Below are 17,680 nucleotides of genomic sequence, written 5' to 3' on the forward strand. Positions count from 1 at the left end.
CTGCCGCCTTTCCAGGACTGGTCGCTGCCGCTCGGCACCGACCGGCTCGGTCGCGGCGGGGGGGGCGAGTTGTTTAACGGCGCCCGCACCGCGCGGGGGGTGGGGCGGGGGGCGGGGGGCCCCCCGCCCCCACGGCATTTTCCTCCGCGAAATCCTGCGCTGACGCGGCGCGCCTTGAACGCCTGCTCTACAAGGCTGGCGAGAGCCGCTTGCCTGCCGTCACACAGTTGTCATATGTTGGCGTTAAATATCCTTAACTCTGGATGTATAGATACATGGACAAGAAAGAGGCTCTCCTCGCATTTGCAGCACTTGGTCAGGACACCAGGCTGGAAGTCTTTCGCTTGCTGGTCCGGGCGGGCGCGGACGGCATGCCGGCCGGCGAGGTCGCTTCGCGGCTCGATGCGGTACAGAATACGATGTCGGCGCATCTGAAGGTGCTGGACCATGCCGGCCTCGTCCGCGCCGAGCGCCAGGGCCGGACGATCCGCTACGTCGCCGACATGACCGGCTTTCGCGATCTGCTTGCCTATCTGATGGAGGATTGCTGCAACGGCGCGCCGGAGCTGTGCCGGCCCGTCATTCAAGCTGTCACCTGCGAATGTTGAAGGAGGATGTGTGATGAGCGAGCCATATAATGTTCTTTTTCTCTGCACCGGCAATTCGGGACGGTCGATCCTTGCCGAAGCGATCCTCAATCGTGTCGGAGCCGGCAAGTTCAAGGCATTTTCGGCGGGCTCGCACCCGAAAGGAGAGGTCCATCCGTTCGCGCTTCAGCTTTTGAAAACCCTCAATCACGACACGTCCTTCGCCCGTTCGAAAGACTGGCAGGAATTCGCGGTTGCCGGCGCGCCGGAGATGAACTTCGTTTTCACCGTCTGCGACAACGCGGCCAATGAATCCTGCCCTATCTGGCCGGGCCAGCCGATGACGGCGCATTGGGGCGTGCCCGACCCGGCCGCCGTCGAAGGCACGGACGCGGAAAAGCATCTGGCCTTCGCCGAAGCCTATCGCATGCTCAACAACCGGATCTCGATCTTTGTCAGCCTGCCGATGAACATGATCGACAAGCTCGCCCTGCAGAAACGGCTGGACGAAATCGGCCGCAATCTGCCGAAGGCCGGTTGAGATCATGGCGGTTGATCTTTCCCGCCGCATCGTCGCGGAAGCGCTCGGCACGGCGATGCTCGTCGCCACGGTGGTCGGTTCCGGCATCATGGCGGACCGATTGAGCGATGACGTCGCCGTCTCCCTGCTCGGCAACACCTTGCCGACAGGAGCGATCCTTGTGGTGCTGATCACCATACTCGGCCCGATCTCGGGCGCGCATTTCAATCCGGCGGTGACGCTGGTCTTTGCGCTCAGGCGGGAGATAGGGGCGAACGCCGCACTGGCCTATCTCCTGGCGCAAGTCGCGGGCGGCCTTGCCGGGACGTTTCTGGCGCACGCCATGTTCGAGCAGCCGATCCTGCAAATATCGGAGACGGCCAGAACGGGAAGCGGACAATGGCTTGCGGAAGCGGTGGCGACCTTCGGCCTGGTCTTCACCATCCTTGCGGGTCTTCGCTTCCGCTCGGATGCAATCCCCTGGCTGGTCGGGCTCTACATCACCGCGGCCTACTGGTTCACGGCATCGACGTCGTTCGCCAATCCGGCCGTCGCCATTGCGCGGGCCTTTTCCAACACTTTCGCGGGCATCCGTCCCATCGACCTGCCGGGGTTCATCCTCGCCGAATTCTTCGGCGCGCTGCTTGCGATGATTTTGGCCGGATGGCTGCTCGCGGACTCCAAACCGTTCAGACAGATGAAGGCCGAGCAATGACAATCACCATCTATCACAACCCCGGCTGCGGCACCTCGCGCAACACGCTGGCCATCATCCGGCAGTCCGGCGAAGAGCCGGAGGTGATCGAGTATCTGAAAAACCCGCCATCGCGCGAGCGGCTGGTCGAGCTCATCGCGGCGATGGGGATGACGCCGCGCGAATTGCTGCGCGAGAAGGGCACGCCCTTCGCCGAACTTAATCTCGGCGACCCGAAGTGGAGCGACGACGAGATCGTCGACTTCATGCTGGCGCATCCGATCCTGATCAACCGGCCGATCGTGGTGACGCCGCTCGGCACCATTCTGGCGAGGCCTTCGGAAGCGGTTCTCGACATCCTGCCCAATGCGGATATCGGGCCGTTCACCAAGGAGGACGGCGAAGTGGTGATCGATGCGTCGGGGCGGCGCATCATCTGAATTCTAATATTTCGAGAATCATGGAAATAGCGCTTGACGACGCGCACCGGCAGGCGCTAGCTTACTTCCATGAAACTCGAACAAGCAGCAAAACAGCTTGAGGCGCTCGGCAATCCGACGCGGCTCAACCTCTATCGCGCGCTGGTCAGGGCAGGCGAGGCCGGGCGACCGGTCGGATATCTGCAAGAGACGCTCGGCATCGCCGCGTCAACCCTGTCGCATCATCTCCACCGGCTCATCCTGACCGGCCTGGTCACCCAGGAACGTCAGGCAACGACGCTGATCTGCCGCGCCAATTATCCTGTCATGGACGAGCTGCTCGGTTTTCTCGCCGATGAATGCTGCGTCGACGCCGCATGCGGCCCGGCCTCCAGCGAGGCGGCCGCATAATTTTTTGTCAGATATTTCCATGATCCTAGAAAGATGGAAGGTATGCCATGGTTCCCGACAGCAATCTCCCGGTCGCCATCATCGGCGGCGGACCGGTTGGCCTGGCCGCGGCCGCCCAACTCATCAGCCGCGGTCTCCCGGTCAAGGTCTATGAGGCCGGATCAGCGGTCGGGTCGAACCTTTTGGATTGGGGCCATGTGCGGGTTTTCACGCCGTGGCGCTATTGCGTCGACGCGGTCGCCCGAAAACTTCTCGAAAGCCATGGCTGGCAGATGCCGGAGCCGGAGGCATTCCCCACGGCCAACGAGATCGTCGAACACTATCTCGCTCCGCTCGCCCGGCTTGCCGAACTGGCGCCGTCGATCGAGACCAATGCCCGTGTCGCCGCCGTTTCCCGCTGGGGCGCCGACAAGGTTTTGAGCAAGGGGCGCGAACAAAAACCCTTCATGCTTGTGGTCGAGACAGCAGATGGCCAGCGACGCGACATGGCTCGCGCGGTCATCGATGCCTCCGGCACATGGCGGACGCCGAACCCGCTCGGCGCCGGCGGTATTGCGGCCGAAGGCGAGGTCGAGTTCGGCGACCGGATCGCCTATGGCATACCGGATGTCCTCGGCCGGGACCGTCACCTCTACGCGGGCCGCATGACATTGGTGGCCGGCTCCGGCCATTCCGCCGCCAATGCGTTGCTGGAGCTGGCCAGGCTGGCGCAAGCCGAACCGGGCACCTCGGCACTCTGGGTGACGCGCGGCACCGATCTTGTGCGCATCTATGGCGGCGGCGATGCCGATGCCTTGCCGGCGCGGGGCGAGCTTGGTTCCGATACACGCGATCTCGTCGAGAGCGGCCGCGTCCGGCTGGTGACAGGCTTTGCCACAATTGCCATCCGTGAGGCCGACGGCCGCCTGATGGTCGAGGGGCAGACCAAGGACGGATCGCGCACGCTCGGTCCCGTCGACCGGATCATCGCCGCGACGGGCCAGCGTCCCGACCTCGCCTTGACCCGGGAGCTTCGGCTGGATCTCGATCCGTGGCTCGAAAGCGTCAAGGCGCTCGGCCCGCTCATCGACCCCAACGAGCATTCCTGCGGCGACGTGCCTGCGCATGGGCACCGTGAGCTCAGCCATCCGGAACAGGATTTCTATACGGTCGGGATCAAGAGCTATGGCCGGGCGCCGACCTTCCTGCTGCTGACGGGCTACGAGCAGGTCCGCTCGGTCGCAGCGGCGATCGCCGGCGACATGGCGGCGGCCGATGCCGTGCACCTGGCGTTGCCCGAGACCGGCGTTTGCGTGGTGCCGGTAGCTGTTTCAGACACTTCATCGCAAGGTTGCTGCGGCGGGCCGGCGCCGGCGGCGGCCGATGTCTGCTGCGCCGCGGACGCCGAGGCAAAGGCGGGCGGCAAGGCAGGATGTGGCTGCGGCGTCGCGCAGCCGATCGCTGGCGCACGCAGCGACGATCTCGAGATTGCGGACGCCGCTCGATGAGCGACCGGAAGATCCCGGCTGCGGCGCTCTGGGCGTTGGGGCTGACGCAGATCATCGGCTACGGCACGCTCTATTACAGTTTCAGCATCCTGGTGCCATCCATCGCACTTGAGTTCGCCTGGCCGGAGCAATGGGTTTTCGGCGCTCTCTCGGCCTCGCTGTTGGCGGGTGGGCTTTTTGCTCCGACTGCCGGGCGTTGGGCCGATCGCTTCGGCGCCGGCCGCATCATGACCTTCGGCTCGGTTGCCGCGGCGGTATCGCTTGTTGCCTGCGCGGCAGCACCCGGACGGGTGACCTTCGTGCTGGCGCTGATGGCCATGGAACTGGCGTCCGCCTTTGTGCTCTACAGTGCGGCTTTCGTCGCGATCGTGCAGATCGGTGGAGCCAACGCACAGCGCAGCATCACCCATCTGACGCTGATCGCCGGTTTTGCCTCGACCCTGTTCTGGCCGCTGACGGCCACGTTGCACCAATATCTCAGCTGGCGCGAGGTCTACCTGGTCTTTGCCGTGATGAATGCCGCCATCTGCCTGCCCATCCATGCCTGGCTAGCGCGGCTTTCGCATCGGCCAGAAAGAGCCTCGCGCGCCGCTGCGGCCAATTGGCCGACAGGCGGTGCGGCTGCCTTCGCTCCGCGCGACCGCAGCAGAGTGTTCCTGCTCATGCTTGGCGGTTTCGCCCTCGAAGGCTTCGTGCTGTCCTCGATCCTGGTGCATATGGTCCCGCTGACGACAGCACTCGGGCTTGGCTCGGCGGCGCTCGTGGTGACCACGCTTTTTGGCCCGTCCCAAGTGGCAAGCCGGCTGATCAACATGCTGTTCGGTGGTCGGCTGGCGCAGCGCTGGCTCGCGGTCATCGGCGCGACATTGCTGCCGCTTGGCCTTGTCGTCCTGCTGGCGACGACACCATCGGTGGCTGGCGCCATCGCCTTCGTCATCCTGTTTGGATTGGGCTCTGGCCTCGCCAGCATCGTCGGCGGAACGCTGCCGCTGGAGCTGTTCGGGCGGGAGCGCTATGGCGCCCGGCTTGGCTGGGTGACCGCCGCGCGTCAGTTTTCCTCGGCGCTTGCGCCTTTTGCCCTCGCCATGGCCATGGCGGGCATGGGCATCCATGCCTCGCTCTGGCTGACCGCAGGCATCGGCATGTTCGGTATACTGGCTTTCTCGGCGATCGCGCTGATCAAGCGCCGGTCTCTTGTTCATGACATCGAACCGAAGGTCTGCGTCGGGCATGACGCAGCGCTTCATTTGCCGTGATCTCCCGCCCAGGCGCAATCGGCAAAGGCGGCATCGCGAACGTCGCCCAAGTCGAAAGCGGAGAGGGCGCGGTCCTGAGTGTGATAGGGTCTAGCCGATACATCTAGGACGGCCCGGAAATGAAACTGTTTTTCAGCCGCAATCCAAATCCCCGCCTCGCCGTCGCGGTGGCGCGGCATCTCAAGGCGGATGTCGAGTTTGAATTCGCTTCACCCATGGCGCCGGGAGAGGTTGAGCGATATCGGCGGCTCAATCCCAATCTTTCATTGCCGATACTGGCAGGCTCGGGAAACAGCCTCTGGGAGGCCGACGCCATAGCTTGCCGGCTGTCGCGCGACGCGCGTTCGGATTTCTGGCGCAGCGGCGACGACGAACCCGAGATGATCCGGTGGCTGAGTTGGGGCAAGGAGAACTTTGTGAGAGCTTGCGACACGGTGCATTTCGAACGCGGCACCAAGCAGCGCTACGGGCTAGGCCCGATCGACCAGAAAAAGATCGAGGAGGGGCTGGGGCAGTTCCGCATTGCGGCTGCGATACTCGAGGCCGAGCTCTTCAAGCGGCAATGGCTGGTCGGGACTTCGGTTTCCTATGCCGACTTTCGAATGGCGACGTTTTTGCCCTTCAACGATGTCGCCGGATTGCCGCTCGACGATTATCCTTCGGTCTTTAGCTGGTGCCGTCAGCTTGAAGAGATCGACGCCTGGCGCGATCCGTTCAAGGGACTGGATGCGCCTGAATTACCGCCGGTCAGGCCCGCATAGGCGTCTTTCCAAGAGACCGGGATGGGCCGAAGTGTGGCGGTTTCGCCGCATAGGTGTGGAACACCGGCCGCCCGGCCATGGCGCGCTCGACGGGCTTCGATCCGGTTGATAAGCCCTGTCTCGCCAAGGAGAGTCGAGACATGACCGTTGCGATCGAGATGGGGCAAACGACCGCGGGCGCGCCGGCGGCGCTGGATCTTGAGGAATTGCTGGCGACCCGCCTTTTGGTGCAGGGCAATTCGGGTTCCGGCAAATCGCATCTTTTGCGCCGGCTGCTGGAGCAGAGCGCGCCCTGGGTGCAGCAGACGATCATCGATCCCGAAGGCGATTTCGTGTCGCTGGGCGAGCGTTTCGGCCATCTGGTGATCGATGCCGAGGAGCATACCGAGCGCGGCCTGCAAAGCGCCGGCGAGCGGGCGCGCATCCATCGCGTCTCGACGGTGCTCAATCTCGAAGGACTCGACGCCGAGAACCAGATGCGGCGCGCCGCCGCCTTCCTTGGCGGGCTGTTCGAGGTCGCCCGCGACCACTGGTATCCGATGCTGGTGGTGGTGGACGAGGCGCAACTGTTCGCGCCGGCGGTCGCGGGCGAGGTTTCAGACGAGGCGCGCAAACTCTCGCTCGGCGCCATGACCAATTTGATGTGCCGTGGCCGCAAGCGCGGGCTTGCCGGGATCATCGCCACCCAGCGGCTGGCCAAACTCGCCAAGAACGTTGCGGCCGAGGCTTCCAATTTCCTCATGGGCCGAACCTTTCTCGATATCGACATGGCGCGTGCGGCCGATCTTCTCGGCATGGAGCGGCGGCAGGCGGAGGCCTTTCGCGACCTGGAGCGCGGGCACTTCATGGCGCTCGGCCCGGCGCTGTCGCGCCGTCCGCTCGGCGTGCGCATCGGCCCGACGGACACAAGTCCGCGCAATGGCACCCCGCGCCTGATGCCACTGCCGGAATCGGCACTTGAGGATGCCCGCGCGATCATCCTGGCCGCCCCGCCGCCCGAAACCGTGCGGCCGCAGCGCCGGTCGTCGCCGGACCTGCTCGACCAACTGATGGCGGCGAAGTCGGCGGCGCTGGAGATCCGCCCCGAACCGGTGGAGGCGCCGGTCAGCGCCGAGGATCTGGCGGAGCGGCGTGAACGGGTCGACCGCGTCCTGCGCGCCATACTGGCGCAGCCCGATGCGGGGTTCCGTGTCATCGGCGTGCTCTACCAGGAGTTCGTGGTCCGCTGCCGGATCGAGGGCCTCGCCTCGGCCGTGCCGGACCTGCCGGAGTTCCGCCGCATGCTGACGCGGGCGCGGGCCGGCCTCGGCTCCGACATGGCGGGGGATGACGCCTGGCAGGATGTCTCGGTGCGCGCCTCGCTATTGCCCGAGGATATGCAAGGCGTGTTCATGATGATCGCGCGCGCGGCGAAGGAGGGCTGGCCTTGCCCGAGCGACGCGGCGATCGCCCGCGCCTATGGCTCGCACTCGCTGCGCCGCGCCCGGCGTCTTTTGACCTATATCGAGGAGCAGGGCCTGATCGTCTGCCAGCTCGACGGGACCGGGCGACGGACGGTGACGCTGGTGGAACTCGCCTGGGCGACCGCGCCGGGGGATCCTAATGCGGAGGCGGCGGAGCAGGGGAGTGCGGTTGTGTGAGGGTGGTGGCGAGCACTCTATCCCGTCACTTGACAGAACCGGGCAGTCGGTCTGTTTTTTGCGGCGCCAGGCCGGGAGCAGCTTCATGCGCATTTTTCGAAGGAGGTTTGCGATGAAAATGTCCCGTTTTTTGAACATCAGCCTTTCTGTTGCGGCATGGCTGGTTGGAGCGCTGCTCGGCCTTGCCGCCATCGGCGAAACGAAAGCGGAGGCCGCTCCCGACATGCACCAATTGTGCCGCCAGGTGCGCAACGACGACACGATTCGGGACTATTCACCCGCGCTTCATGACGAGACGGTCCAGGCGTTCAAGGCGCTGTTTCCGGACGCTCAAAGCGCGCCGGACGAACTGCAGACACAGGCCCAATATCGCTGCATGGACGGCAAAGTCATGGTCTGCTTCGTCGGCGCCAACCTGCCCTGCGCCAAGATGAACGCGGCGCGTGACAATCCGGGCGCGGATGAGTTCTGCCGGCAGAATCCGGACGCGGAAGGCGTTCCGGCAGTGGCGACGGGTCATGATGCTGTCTATTCCTATCAGTGCCGCAATGGCAAAGCCGAGATCACAGGCGACCCGTGGGAGCTCGACGAACGGGGATTCGCGAAGAAGCTTTGGGCTGCGCTTCCCGATCGCTAAGTCCGCCCGCCAAATGTTTTCCTGATGGTGCTAAACAAGATGTGTTTCGCCTGATGGCGCGAGGCCATTTATGATTCGATTCGCGGGTGGCAGCACCCGCAAGGGAATCGCAAAACGGCTTTGGCAGGAGAATTGACCCGGTGCGGGTAAGATCTGTTCCTCTCATCCTCAGCCTTTTCGTCGCCGTCATCGTGTTGACGGTGTCGGCCCAATCCTTTGCCGCCTTGCAAGGATCCGATGTTCCGGCCTGGCTAAAGGCGCATGTCGGCGAAGGCGAAGGCCAGATCGCGCAAGTGGTGCTGGAGAGGGCACGTGCGCTCTACCTGAAAAAGGTCGGCGAAGGCGCTGTCAAGAACCCCTGCTATTTCGCCATGGACGCGACACGCCCCGGCGATCTCGGCAATGGCGTGCTCGGGCGCCGCTATTACGTCATTTGCGAGGCCAGCCGGTCGTTCCGGGCGGTCTCGGCGGGTCACGGCGGCGGCCGCAATTTGAAAGGCGTCGTCGATTTCGCCAATGGCAGACGCTGCGCGAAGAACTTCGGCAATGCGATGGATTCGGAACTGACGGCCGGCGGAGCCTATGTGACCGGCGAGACGAAGACGTCGTTCAAAGGCTACTACCGCACAGGAGCGAAACGGGACGCGGTGTTTCTGCGCGCGTTCGTGCAGTTTGACGGCGAGGGCGAGACCGCGAATGCCAGGCAGCGGGCAATCGGCGGGCACGTGGCCGAGGTATTGAGGGGGATGTGCCTGCGGAAAAATCCGAACAGCCCCTACGCCAACCATGACGGTTTCGTCCCGGCCGGCAGGCTGGTGAATTACGCCGCCGGCCGCAGCAATGGCTGCACGAGCTGGTCGCCGGCGGACGCGGAGCAGATCATTCCGATGGTGAAGGACAGCCCGACGACACTCTACATCTATCCTGAATCACGCGACATCGCCGCCGTTGCGAAGACCGTGGCGAGCGGTGGTTCGCCGTCGGGCACTGGGCCTTATTGGAATGCATCCTGCCTGAAGGAGATCGGCGCTCCGAAATTCTGGCCGGGAAAGACCCTCGAGCCGATCATCGCCCGGTACAAGAAGGATCACCCGGCGGCGCCGCCACGGCCCGTGCCGATCTGCACGGAGCCGTGAGCTTTGTCGCGCGCACGGCCGCGCCCGGCATGCGCGATGCGGCCGTGGCCCCACAGTTCTACTGGTTGATCTCGGGTTCGACGAGCCTTGCTAGGTTCCTGAGCGACTCCTGCCAGCCGAGATAGCAAGCCTCGGCCGGAATGACGTCCGGAATGCCTGCCTGCGTGATATCGAGTTCCGTGCCGACCGACACTTTCTTCAAGGTCACGGTCACCTGCATTTCGCCGGGCAGGTTGGGATCGTCGAACTTGTCGGTGTAGCGCAGGCGCTCGCTGGGAACGAGCTCGACATACTCGCCGCCGAAGGCGTGGCTGTCGCCCGTCGTGAAGTTGCGGAAGGACATTTTGAAGGTGCCGCCGACTTTCGCGTCGAGGTGATGAACCGTGCAGGTGAAGCCGTTCGGCGGAAGCCACTTTGCCAGCGCGTCGCCTTCGAGGAACGCGCGGTAGACCTTCTCCGGGCTGGTCGCCAGAACGCGGTGCAAACGTACAGTGCTTGGCATATCGTATGTCCTTTCTGATTGTGTATCGATGCCCCAAGGACGAACAAACCTTGGCCAGCCCGACACATGCCCTCAGATTTTTTTGAGAGCCATGCGGCTGGCGGGCGACCAGAGTAATGCTGCGTGCCTGCTTTGGCTTGGGCTAGCTGGAGGATTAGAATGGGTCTCGACCTGGCAGTTTTCAAAAGCGCTTCGACCATCGAGCGGGAATTCCCCGGCTATCGCTTTCAGCGGGAACCGACAAACGGCGAATGCGAGGTGATCCATCCCGAGGGCTTGAATCTCACCTGGGACGACGTCGTGGCGTGCGACTGGCGTGTCGGAAACATTCTCCACGTCGCCCGCGCTTGGGGAGATGATCGCCGGCCATCTCGGCGAAGGATCGGCCTTGGAACGGATTGTCCTCTATTCCGGCAGCCACGTCGGAGACGTGATCGACGAGCCGAGCTTCGGCGAGCTCGAGCGCGAATTGACGCTCATCGAATCCAGCTCCGACGCATGGGTTCGGGAATTCGCCGATGGACTAGCGAAATTGATCGGCATGGCACGGTGCGAGAAGAATCCTATCGTGTTTGTGTGAGCCGCAGCCCGACGGAGCCCAAACCCATGACCCTGACCAATCGAGATATTGTCGAGCTTACGGCATGGCGGCGCAAGCTGCACCAGCAGCCGGAAATCTCCAATGAGGAGGAGAAGACCGCGAGCGAAGTCGTCGACTTCCTCGCCGATACGAGGCCGGACAAGGTGCTGACCGGACTGGGAGGGCATGGCGTGGCGGCGGTGTATGACAGCGGTCAGGCGGGGCCGACGGTGCTGTTCCGCTCGGAACTCGATGCCTTGCCGATTCATGAACTTTCAGGCGTGCCGCATTCATCGCTGGTGCCGGGAAAGTCGCATATGTGCGGCCATGACGGCCATACCGCGATCCTTGCGGCACTGGGCCGGCAGCTTGGGCGCGAAAGGCCCGCCCGCGGCCGCGTCGTGCTGATGTTCCAGCCGGCGGAAGAAACCGGCAATGGCGCGGCCGGCGTCGTCGCCGATCCGCGCTTCGGCGAGATCGCGCCGGATTTCGCCTTCTCGCTGCACAATCTGCCCGGCGTGCCGTTCGGCGAGGTGCGGGTCAAACCCGGCGTGGTCAACTGTGCCTCACGCGGCATGCGCATCGTGCTGGAGGGCAAGACCGCGCATTCGTCCATGCCCGAAACCGGTGTGTCGCCGATGATGGCGGTCAGCCGGCTGATGCCGGCGCTGCCCGCGCTCGGGCGCGGCACCTTCGCCGACGACGATTTCAGCATGGTGACCGTCACCCATGCGCTGATGGGCGAGGCCGTGTTCGGCATTGCGCCCGGCCAGGCGCAGGTTTGGGCGACACTGCGTACCCGGCGCGACGACCGTATGGCGGAGCTTGTCGCCGCGGCGGAAGCGCTGGCCGCCAAGATCGCCGGCGAGCACCATCTTTCCGACCGCTGCGACTATCACGAGATATTCGTTGCCAGCGTCAACGCACCCGATGCGGTGGAGCATCTCAACCGTGCGCTCGACGAAGAAGGCGTGCCGCGCACGGAGGACAGCCTGCCGATGCGCGCTTCGGAGGATTTTGGTGTCTTCGGTCACAGCGCAGCGTCCGCCATGTTTTTTCTCGGCGCCGGCGAGCGGTACCCTGCGCTGCACAATCCTGACTATGACTTTCCCGACGATCTGATCCCGATCGGATCGAGGATATTCATGCGCACGGCGCGCAACCTTCTGGGATGATTGGCTGAATGCTGACGCCGTCCTGGTGATTCTCGGGACGTGGGTTCCGAGCGGGCCGCCAGCCGTTCAGTCTTCACTCCAAGCGGTGAGCAACGGACCTTCGCTGCCATAGACCGGATCCTTCGTCGGGCGGCCAACCTTCGGGATCGTCCGAAGCGCTTCCTCATGCTGTTCGGCGCTGGTGCACAGATCGTACCTGCCGAAGGGCGGATAGGCGCCGACGACGAGAAGATCGCTAGACGAGGACAGACGCTGGTGCCCGGTGCCGGCTGGCAGGATCGCCACGTCGCCGGCCTTGACCGACAGCACCTCACCCTTGTCGCCGCCGAACCGCATTTCGGCCGTGCCGCGCGCAATGCCCAGCACCTCATGGATGCGCGAATGGTAGTGGACGTAATTGAAGATGCCGTTGCGCCAGCTGCTGCCCCAGCCATTCGACTTGAAAAGAGCCTCGAAGACGGAAGCTGGGTCGACATCGCCCGGCAGCCTCACGGCCCCGGGATAGGCGATCATTGGCCAGCGTGGATGATTGGGCACCAGGCCGTCATCCGTGAAGCGGAAGGTGAGCGGCTTTCGCTGATTGACGATCTGCGCCACTTCTGTTGCCTCCTTTGGCACCGCCGAGCTCCGCTTTTTTCATGGCGCCCACAGCGCTCGAAGTCAGCAAGCCCTTTTGAAAACCCATCCGAGCCAGCCGCCTCCGATCTTCAGTCCGATAGCAGACCGATCTTAAACCTGCCGGAACGTCCTTGGTTCCGAGCGACCTCGTGGTCGGTCGGCAAGCGATCCCGGAGCATCAAGCGTGGGGCAGCTCATATGGATTTTGCTCAAGCGTCTCGCTTGCAGGACAGGCCGCGTATTTCCCGAGGAGGTCAATGCGTGCAGTCCATCGCTTTAGCGCTGCCTCGCCGCCCTAGATCAGGCTTTGTCCGCCATCGATGTGGATCGTCTCGCCCGTCGTGAATTCGCTTTCCATGAGATAGAGATAGGCGGGCGCGATGTCCGCTGGCATCGCGACCTTTCCCGCCGGCAGGCGGGCGGCCATGTCGGCGAAGAAGCCGGATTTGGCCTCTCCGACAATCTCGTCCCACATCGGCGTGTCGACCCAGCCGGGCGACACGATGTTGATCCGCATCGGCGCCAGTTCCAGCGCCAGCGCACGGGCGAAATAGCTGAACGAGCCGGCAATGGCCGAGACGACCGAGCCTCCGGGCACCGGCGGCCGATCCTTGTTGATCCCCGACGTGAAGGTCATGGAGCCTCCGGTCCGCAAGGTGCGCACGGCGTGTTTGGCCAGCATGACAGCGCCGATCAGCTTGTTGTCGACGAAGCCGCGCACGAAATCCATGTCGGTTGACCCGATCGCGAAGTTCGGCGGCGGCGTTCCGGCAGTCGACATGAGGTGATCGAACGCACCGATTTCGTCGAACATGTCAGCGATTTCAGCCTCCTTCGTCATGTCGGCGGCAACGCTCTTCATCCGATCGCCGGCAGCGAGCGTTCGTTCCGCTGCCTGCAGCTTCTGAGACGAGCGGCCGACAATCACCACCTCCGCGCCGCTTTCGAGCGCCGCTCTCGCCACGCCGAGGCCGATGCCGGAACTGCCGCCGACGACAACAATCTTCTTGCCCTTGAGCGATGCCATGGGTTCCTCCTGTTTCGGATCGCAGGTTGATTTACGAGCGGCCGGCGTGGGCGGCTTCCAGGTCGGCGATGATGAGCTTCTTCATCTTGTACATCGCCTGCCGGGCCCGGTCCGCCTTCTCGCGGTCGGGGTCGGTCATCAGCCGTACCGCGATCTCCGGAATGACCTGCCAGTAGACGCCGTATTTGTCCTTCAGCCAGCCGCAAGGCTGCTCGGACCCGCCGCCGGCGGTGAGCACCTGGTAGTAATAGTCGGTCTCGGCCTGGTCCTTGGTTCCGATATAGAGCGACAGCCTTTCGTTGAAGGCGGGCATCTGGCCGGCATTGAGCGCCGTTAAGCGCAGCCCTTCGAGTTCGAAGTCGAAGATGGCGTGTGGCACCGTTTTGTTGGTTCCGCCGACGAAATCGGTGAACGTCAGCGCTTCGAGCGCCCGGCCGTTCCTGAATACCGAGAGATAGAAGTCGCGGGCCTCCTCGGCATTGCCGTGAAACCAGAGAAATGGATGGATGGTAGCCATGCTGTCCTCCTGACGACAAGTGAGGTTTGATCACAAATCCTCACGCATTTTTGCGCAGCAAACGCTCGACAGACAAACCATTATTTGGCAATGATTTGTGATAATCAGTCACAAATCGAACGACCCTGGCAGATCGTCATGGCCCGCAAACTTCCCCCGCTCAACGCATTGCCGGCCTTCGAGGCCGCGGCCCGGCATTTGAATTTCTCCAGGGCGGCGGACGAACTCAACGTCACGCATGGCGCCGTCAGCCGGGCGATCAAGAACCTGGAGGATCAGCTCGGCGTGCTTCTGTTCGAGCGTGCGACGCGTTCGGTTCGGCTGACTGCCGTCGGCGAGCCCTATGCGCGTTCAGTGCGCGAGGCGCTCGACCAGCTGGCGGTGGCCACGGCGTCAGCGACGGCCCGCCATTCCAATTCGACCTTGAATGTCAGCACCTCCGATGGCTTCGCGGGCAAATGGCTGGTGCCGCGCCTCTACCGCTTTCATCGCGCGCATGGAGACATCGATGTGCGGGTTTCGACGACCGGCAGGCTGACCAATTTCCTCGGCGACGGCATCGACATCGCCATTCGCTACGGCGCCGGACATTATCCGGGGCTGGCGTCGGAATTCCTCACCGACGAGGAGGTGTTTCCGGTGTGCAGCCCAAGGCTGCTGGAAGGCGCGCATCCGCTGCGCAGGCCCGAGGACCTCAGGCATCACACGTTGATCCGCGACGGCTATCCGATCGATTGGGCGGCCTGGCTCGCCAGCGCAGGGGTCGAAGGCGTCGATCCGCTGAGCGGGCTTACCTTCGATTCCGCTACTTTCGCGGTCGAGTCGGCCGTGCAGGGCGAAGGGGTGGTGCTTGGCCGCACCATGCTCGTTTCAGCCGACCTTGCCACGGGCCGGCTTGTCCGACCCTTCGGGCATGCGTTGAAGTCCGTCTCCAGCTTTTATGTCGTCTATCCGCCGGATGCGCTGCGCCAGCGCAAGGTCAGGGCGTTTCGAGACTGGCTGTTTTCGGAAATGACACCGAACCGGGGCTGACGCTACGGCTATTGTCGCTTGAAGTACTGAACCTCGCGCTCGTGCTTCTCCGCGGCTTCCCGCGATTTGAACGTGCCGAGATTTCTGCGCTTGTGCGTCCTGGGGTCGACCTTGCGGGAATGGAGCCGGTACTCGCCGGACTCCAGCCTGCGGATCATGGCAACCTCCTATGCCGGTATAATCCTTGCGGGCCGCCCAGGTTCCCTGCAGGCCCGAGCAGTCAGCGCCACCCCAATGCCGGGGCCACGTGGGCCAGGATCGCCTCGATGACGTGGGCGTTGTAATCGACGCCGAGCTGGTTCGGCACCGTGAGCAGCAGCGTGTCGGCCTCGGCAATGGCCTCGTCGCCCTTCAACTGCTCGATGAGAACGTCCGGCTCGGCGGCGTAGCTGCGGCCGAAGACGGCGAGTTTTTCGGGCTCGATGTAACCGAAATGATCCTGGCTGTCGCTGCTGCCGAAATAGGCGCGGTCGCGATCGTCGACCAAAGCGAAGATGCTGCGGCTGACCGACACGCGCGGCTCGCGCGGATGTCCGGCCTCCTTCCAGGCGGCGCGGAAGGCGCGGATCTGCTCGGCCTGCTGGATGTGGAACGGCTTGCCGCTCTCGTCGAATTTGAGGGTGGAACTCTGCAGGTTCATTCCCAATTTCGCGGCCCACTGCGCCGTCGCGTTGGTGGCGGCGCCCCACCAGATCCGCTCGCGAAGCCCTTCGGAGTGAGGCTCGAGGCGCAGCAGGCCGGGCGGGTTCGGGAACATCGGCCGCGGGTTCGGCTGGGCGAAGCCTTTGCCCTGGAGAATATCGAGGAAAACGCTGGTGTGACGGCGCGCCATGTCGGCGTCGCTTTCGCCCTCCGCCGGCGCGTAGCCGAAGTAGCGCCAGCCGTCGATGACCTGCTCGGGCGAGCCACGGCTGATGCCGAGCTGGAGGCGCCCGCTGGCGATCAGATCGGCGGCACCCGCATCCTCGGCCATATAGAGCGGGTTCTCATAGCGCATGTCGATCACCGCGGTGCCGATCTCGATGCGGCTGGTCCTGGCGCCGACCGCGGCCAGCAGCGGGAACGGTGACGAGAGCTGGCGGGCGAAGTGGTGCACGCGGAAATAAGCGCCGTCGGCGCCAAGTTCCTCGGCGGCGACGGCGAGCTCGATGGACTGCAGCAGCGTATCGGAGGCGGAGCGCGTCTGCGACTGGTTCGAGGGGGTCCAGTGTCCGAACGACAGAAAGCCGATTTTCTTCATGATTGGGTCCGCGTCAGCGTGAGAGGTGCGTGTCATCTAGTGATGAAACTGTCGGTTCGCCATGCCTGGCGATCTGCTTCCGCCACGGGAAGGCAAATGGCTTCTTTGCGAAGAGGACCCCCACCCCTAACCCCTCCCCACAAGGGGGAGGAGGACTTCCGTTGGCGCTGACCTCGGCCAATTGCCTACCTTTCGGCAGCAAGGAAGTGAAGGGCGCGCGGCAGCATTCCCTCCCCCTTGTGGGGAGGGTTAGGGTGGGGTCCTCTTCGCAAGAATCCATCTGCGATTCCCCGTAGGGTGGAGAAAAGCGGCTGGCGACCTATTTCGGAGAAGGTACACGAGACGAAAATCTGGCTTTCAACGGAAAGGAACATGCGAATGCCGATCCCGAAGAATACGATTTGCCTCTGGTACGACAAGGACGCGGAGGCCGCGGCCCGTTTCTATGCCGAGACCTTTCCCGACAGCAAGGTGAGCGCCGTCCACCGTGCCCCGAGCGACTATCCGTCGGGCAAGAAGGGCGACGTGTTGACGGTCGAATTCACCGTTGCCGGCATTCCCTGTCTCGGCCTGAACGGCGGTCCCGCGTTCAAGCAGAGCGAGGCCTTCTCGTTCCAGATCGCCACCGACGACCAGCAGGAAACCGACCGCTACTGGAATGCCATTGTCGGCAATGGCGGCCAGGAGAGCGCCTGCGGCTGGTGCAAGGACAAATGGGGCGTGTCCTGGCAGATCACGCCGCGCACGCTGACCGAGGCGATGGCGGCAGGCGGCGACGAAGCCAGGCGCGCCTTCGATGCGATGATGGAGATGAAGAAGATCGACGTCGCCGCGATCGACGCGGCGCGGCGCGGCTGACGCGCCATGTCGGCTTGGCGCCAGGCGTTCCCCTCGTCGGCGAAGGAAGGCACGATGCCTATGGATATTTCGTCTGACTTGCACCCTGGGGAGCGCCCTCCAGCGCCTTTGGCAGTGGCAGGTTTGAGCACCGCAAATGGACCTCGCGGGCGAACAGCTTTCGCTGCTTCTGCTCATGCTCCTTGATGGCTGCCACGAGCCCCAGTGAATACGGGCCAAGCAGGACGCCGAAGCCCCAGCCCGGGTGCTCTTTCTCGCGTGCGGCGTAATCCGAAGCCGCCATGCGGGCTTGCTGGCATTCCGGCGACAGCCATTTCGGGTCTTGCTGCGAAAGCGACGCTTCGTACTCGACCGGAGAGGACACGCATCCAGCCAATGTCGCGGCCAAGGCGACGACTATCGCAATTCTCATCCCCAAGCCTTCCCTGAGCGTTTTGGAGAGTTATACAGAATTCCTCGCCCGTCGCTCGCGAGATTTCTAAAGCGCGTCGCGCTCGACCGGCCTCATGCGACGCGCTTGTCTTATGACATTGTTCGCCGGAGAGGCGAGAATGAACCGCTGGGAGAGAGTAGCAGCTCTCTC

The 17,680-nt window shown here is 63.8% G+C and carries 22 protein-coding genes and 1 pseudogene; 16 read left to right on the forward strand and 7 right to left on the reverse strand.

Translation table 11 applies throughout. The features are described from left to right. The 12 genes and pseudogenes from AC0L2H_RS18730 to AC0L2H_RS18785 all read left to right on the forward strand — a co-directional run. A pseudogene (locus AC0L2H_RS18730) lies at positions 1–114 on the forward strand (ABC transporter permease); the annotation flags it as partial. 161 nt (positions 115–275) lie between these two features. Beyond that, positions 276–608, forward strand: a complete 333-nt coding sequence (locus tag AC0L2H_RS18735; RefSeq protein WP_473591591.1) for an ArsR/SmtB family transcription factor — start codon at positions 276–278, stop codon at positions 606–608. A 13-nt stretch (positions 609–621) separates the two neighbouring features. After that, positions 622–1,128, forward strand: a complete 507-nt coding sequence (locus tag AC0L2H_RS18740) for an arsenate reductase ArsC (RefSeq protein WP_473591592.1) — start codon at positions 622–624, stop codon at positions 1,126–1,128. A 4-nt stretch (positions 1,129–1,132) separates the two neighbouring features. Further along, the gene (locus AC0L2H_RS18745) at positions 1,133–1,822 is read left to right on the forward strand and encodes an aquaporin (protein WP_473591593.1); all 690 of its coding nucleotides are present in this window, start codon (positions 1,133–1,135) and stop codon (positions 1,820–1,822) included. Beyond that, positions 1,819–2,241, forward strand: coding sequence for an arsenate reductase (glutaredoxin) (gene arsC / locus AC0L2H_RS18750; protein WP_473591594.1), 423 nt, complete (start codon positions 1,819–1,821; stop codon positions 2,239–2,241). The genes AC0L2H_RS18745 and arsC overlap by 4 nt, the downstream gene beginning before the upstream one ends. 69 nt (positions 2,242–2,310) lie before the next feature. Next, on the forward strand, positions 2,311–2,631 hold the full coding sequence (locus AC0L2H_RS18755) for an ArsR/SmtB family transcription factor (RefSeq protein WP_473591595.1): 321 nt from the start codon (positions 2,311–2,313) through the stop codon (positions 2,629–2,631). A gap of 47 nt (positions 2,632–2,678) precedes the next feature. Then, entirely contained in the window at positions 2,679–4,118 is a 1,440-nt protein-coding gene (locus AC0L2H_RS18760; RefSeq protein ID WP_473591596.1) for an NAD(P)-binding protein, read from the forward strand. Beyond that, positions 4,115–5,374, forward strand: a complete 1,260-nt coding sequence (arsK, locus tag AC0L2H_RS18765) for an arsenite efflux MFS transporter ArsK (RefSeq protein WP_473591597.1) — start codon at positions 4,115–4,117, stop codon at positions 5,372–5,374. Before AC0L2H_RS18760 ends, arsK begins: the two co-directional genes overlap by 4 nt. A gap of 119 nt (positions 5,375–5,493) precedes the next feature. Continuing rightward, positions 5,494–6,135: a glutathione S-transferase family protein gene (locus AC0L2H_RS18770; RefSeq protein ID WP_473591598.1), complete on the forward strand. Its 642-nt coding sequence runs from the start codon at positions 5,494–5,496 to the stop codon at positions 6,133–6,135. Positions 6,136–6,275: 140 nt separating this feature from the next. Continuing rightward, on the forward strand, positions 6,276–7,775 hold the full coding sequence (locus AC0L2H_RS18775; RefSeq protein ID WP_473591599.1) for a helicase HerA domain-containing protein: 1,500 nt from the start codon (positions 6,276–6,278) through the stop codon (positions 7,773–7,775). Then, positions 7,762–8,412 carry a hypothetical protein gene (locus AC0L2H_RS18780; protein WP_473591600.1) on the forward strand — a complete coding sequence of 217 codons (651 nt, stop codon included), beginning with the start codon at positions 7,762–7,764 and terminating at the stop codon, positions 8,410–8,412. The genes AC0L2H_RS18775 and AC0L2H_RS18780 overlap by 14 nt, the downstream gene beginning before the upstream one ends. Positions 8,413–8,552: 140 nt before the next feature. Beyond that, positions 8,553–9,548: a hypothetical protein gene (locus AC0L2H_RS18785; protein ID WP_473591601.1), complete on the forward strand. Its 996-nt coding sequence runs from the start codon at positions 8,553–8,555 to the stop codon at positions 9,546–9,548. A 58-nt stretch (positions 9,549–9,606) separates the two neighbouring features. Here AC0L2H_RS18785 and AC0L2H_RS18790 read toward each other — a convergent pair whose 3' ends face one another. Beyond that, positions 9,607–10,050: an SRPBCC family protein gene (locus AC0L2H_RS18790; protein ID WP_473591602.1), complete on the reverse strand. Its 444-nt coding sequence runs from the start codon at positions 10,048–10,050 to the stop codon at positions 9,607–9,609. Positions 10,051–10,366: 316 nt separating this feature from the next. Here AC0L2H_RS18790 and AC0L2H_RS18795 point away from each other — a divergent pair, with 316 nt between their 5' ends. Both AC0L2H_RS18795 and AC0L2H_RS18800 read left to right on the forward strand, forming a co-directional pair. Continuing rightward, entirely contained in the window at positions 10,367–10,630 is a 264-nt protein-coding gene (locus tag AC0L2H_RS18795) for a hypothetical protein (RefSeq protein ID WP_473591603.1), read from the forward strand. A gap of 26 nt (positions 10,631–10,656) precedes the next feature. Next, on the forward strand, positions 10,657–11,805 hold the full coding sequence (locus AC0L2H_RS18800; protein WP_473591604.1) for an amidohydrolase: 1,149 nt from the start codon (positions 10,657–10,659) through the stop codon (positions 11,803–11,805). A gap of 66 nt (positions 11,806–11,871) precedes the next feature. Here the strand turns inward: AC0L2H_RS18800 and AC0L2H_RS18805 are convergent, their stop codons facing one another. From AC0L2H_RS18805 to AC0L2H_RS18815, 3 genes are all read right to left on the reverse strand, one after another. After that, on the reverse strand, positions 11,872–12,423 hold the full coding sequence (locus AC0L2H_RS18805) for a cupin (RefSeq protein WP_473591605.1): 552 nt from the start codon (positions 12,421–12,423) through the stop codon (positions 11,872–11,874). A 295-nt stretch (positions 12,424–12,718) separates the two neighbouring features. Further along, positions 12,719–13,450 (reverse strand): SDR family oxidoreductase, encoded by a 732-nt coding sequence (locus AC0L2H_RS18810; RefSeq protein WP_473591606.1) that lies wholly within the window; start codon positions 13,448–13,450, stop codon positions 12,719–12,721. A 31-nt stretch (positions 13,451–13,481) separates the two neighbouring features. Continuing rightward, positions 13,482–13,967 (reverse strand): VOC family protein, encoded by a 486-nt coding sequence (locus AC0L2H_RS18815; protein WP_473591607.1) that lies wholly within the window; start codon positions 13,965–13,967, stop codon positions 13,482–13,484. Positions 13,968–14,105: 138 nt separating this feature from the next. On the opposite strand from AC0L2H_RS18815, the gene AC0L2H_RS18820 reads away from it, so the two are divergent. Continuing rightward, on the forward strand, positions 14,106–14,999 hold the full coding sequence (locus AC0L2H_RS18820) for a transcriptional regulator GcvA (protein ID WP_473591608.1): 894 nt from the start codon (positions 14,106–14,108) through the stop codon (positions 14,997–14,999). 8 nt (positions 15,000–15,007) lie between these two features. Here the strand turns inward: AC0L2H_RS18820 and AC0L2H_RS18825 are convergent, their stop codons facing one another. After that, on the reverse strand, positions 15,008–15,157 hold the full coding sequence (locus AC0L2H_RS18825) for a hypothetical protein (RefSeq protein WP_473591609.1): 150 nt from the start codon (positions 15,155–15,157) through the stop codon (positions 15,008–15,010). Positions 15,158–15,219: 62 nt separating this feature from the next. Beyond that, positions 15,220–16,239, reverse strand: coding sequence for an LLM class flavin-dependent oxidoreductase (locus AC0L2H_RS18830; protein ID WP_473591610.1), 1,020 nt, complete (start codon positions 16,237–16,239; stop codon positions 15,220–15,222). A gap of 384 nt (positions 16,240–16,623) precedes the next feature. On the opposite strand from AC0L2H_RS18830, the gene AC0L2H_RS18835 reads away from it, so the two are divergent. After that, positions 16,624–17,097 carry a VOC family protein gene (locus tag AC0L2H_RS18835; protein ID WP_473591621.1) on the forward strand — a complete coding sequence of 158 codons (474 nt, stop codon included), beginning with the start codon at positions 16,624–16,626 and terminating at the stop codon, positions 17,095–17,097. A 58-nt stretch (positions 17,098–17,155) separates the two neighbouring features. Here the strand turns inward: AC0L2H_RS18835 and AC0L2H_RS18840 are convergent, their stop codons facing one another. Further along, positions 17,156–17,509: a hypothetical protein gene (locus tag AC0L2H_RS18840; RefSeq protein ID WP_097575914.1), complete on the reverse strand. Its 354-nt coding sequence runs from the start codon at positions 17,507–17,509 to the stop codon at positions 17,156–17,158. Positions 17,510–17,680: the final 171 nt, after the last annotated feature.

Source organism: Mesorhizobium sp. WSM4871, assembly GCF_055811295.1.

What these genes read in the sequence shown, in the direction of transcription:
- AC0L2H_RS18800 (WP_473591604.1), top strand. Translation starts at nt 10,657, where the DNA reads ATGACCCTGACCAATCGAGATATTGTCGAGCTTACGGCATGGCGGCGC.
- AC0L2H_RS18745 (WP_473591593.1), top strand. Translation starts at nt 1,133, where the DNA reads ATGGCGGTTGATCTTTCCCGCCGCATCGTCGCGGAAGCGCTCGGCACG.
- AC0L2H_RS18735 (WP_473591591.1), top strand. Translation starts at nt 276, where the DNA reads ATGGACAAGAAAGAGGCTCTCCTCGCATTTGCAGCACTTGGTCAGGAC.
- AC0L2H_RS18815 (WP_473591607.1), bottom strand. Translation starts at nt 13,967, where the DNA reads ATGGCTACCATCCATCCATTTCTCTGGTTTCACGGCAATGCCGAGGAG.
- arsC (WP_473591594.1), top strand. Translation starts at nt 1,819, where the DNA reads ATGACAATCACCATCTATCACAACCCCGGCTGCGGCACCTCGCGCAAC.
- AC0L2H_RS18770 (WP_473591598.1), top strand. Translation starts at nt 5,494, where the DNA reads ATGAAACTGTTTTTCAGCCGCAATCCAAATCCCCGCCTCGCCGTCGCG.
- AC0L2H_RS18790 (WP_473591602.1), bottom strand. Translation starts at nt 10,050, where the DNA reads ATGCCAAGCACTGTACGTTTGCACCGCGTTCTGGCGACCAGCCCGGAG.
- AC0L2H_RS18810 (WP_473591606.1), bottom strand. Translation starts at nt 13,450, where the DNA reads ATGGCATCGCTCAAGGGCAAGAAGATTGTTGTCGTCGGCGGCAGTTCC.
- AC0L2H_RS18760 (WP_473591596.1), top strand. Translation starts at nt 2,679, where the DNA reads ATGGTTCCCGACAGCAATCTCCCGGTCGCCATCATCGGCGGCGGACCG.
- AC0L2H_RS18830 (WP_473591610.1), bottom strand. Translation starts at nt 16,239, where the DNA reads ATGAAGAAAATCGGCTTTCTGTCGTTCGGACACTGGACCCCCTCGAAC.
- AC0L2H_RS18825 (WP_473591609.1), bottom strand. Translation starts at nt 15,157, where the DNA reads ATGATCCGCAGGCTGGAGTCCGGCGAGTACCGGCTCCATTCCCGCAAG.
- AC0L2H_RS18755 (WP_473591595.1), top strand. Translation starts at nt 2,311, where the DNA reads ATGAAACTCGAACAAGCAGCAAAACAGCTTGAGGCGCTCGGCAATCCG.
- AC0L2H_RS18840 (WP_097575914.1), bottom strand. Translation starts at nt 17,509, where the DNA reads ATGAGAATTGCGATAGTCGTCGCCTTGGCCGCGACATTGGCTGGATGC.
- AC0L2H_RS18740 (WP_473591592.1), top strand. Translation starts at nt 622, where the DNA reads ATGAGCGAGCCATATAATGTTCTTTTTCTCTGCACCGGCAATTCGGGA.
- arsK (WP_473591597.1), top strand. Translation starts at nt 4,115, where the DNA reads ATGAGCGACCGGAAGATCCCGGCTGCGGCGCTCTGGGCGTTGGGGCTG.
- AC0L2H_RS18820 (WP_473591608.1), top strand. Translation starts at nt 14,106, where the DNA reads ATGGCCCGCAAACTTCCCCCGCTCAACGCATTGCCGGCCTTCGAGGCC.
- AC0L2H_RS18775 (WP_473591599.1), top strand. Translation starts at nt 6,276, where the DNA reads ATGACCGTTGCGATCGAGATGGGGCAAACGACCGCGGGCGCGCCGGCG.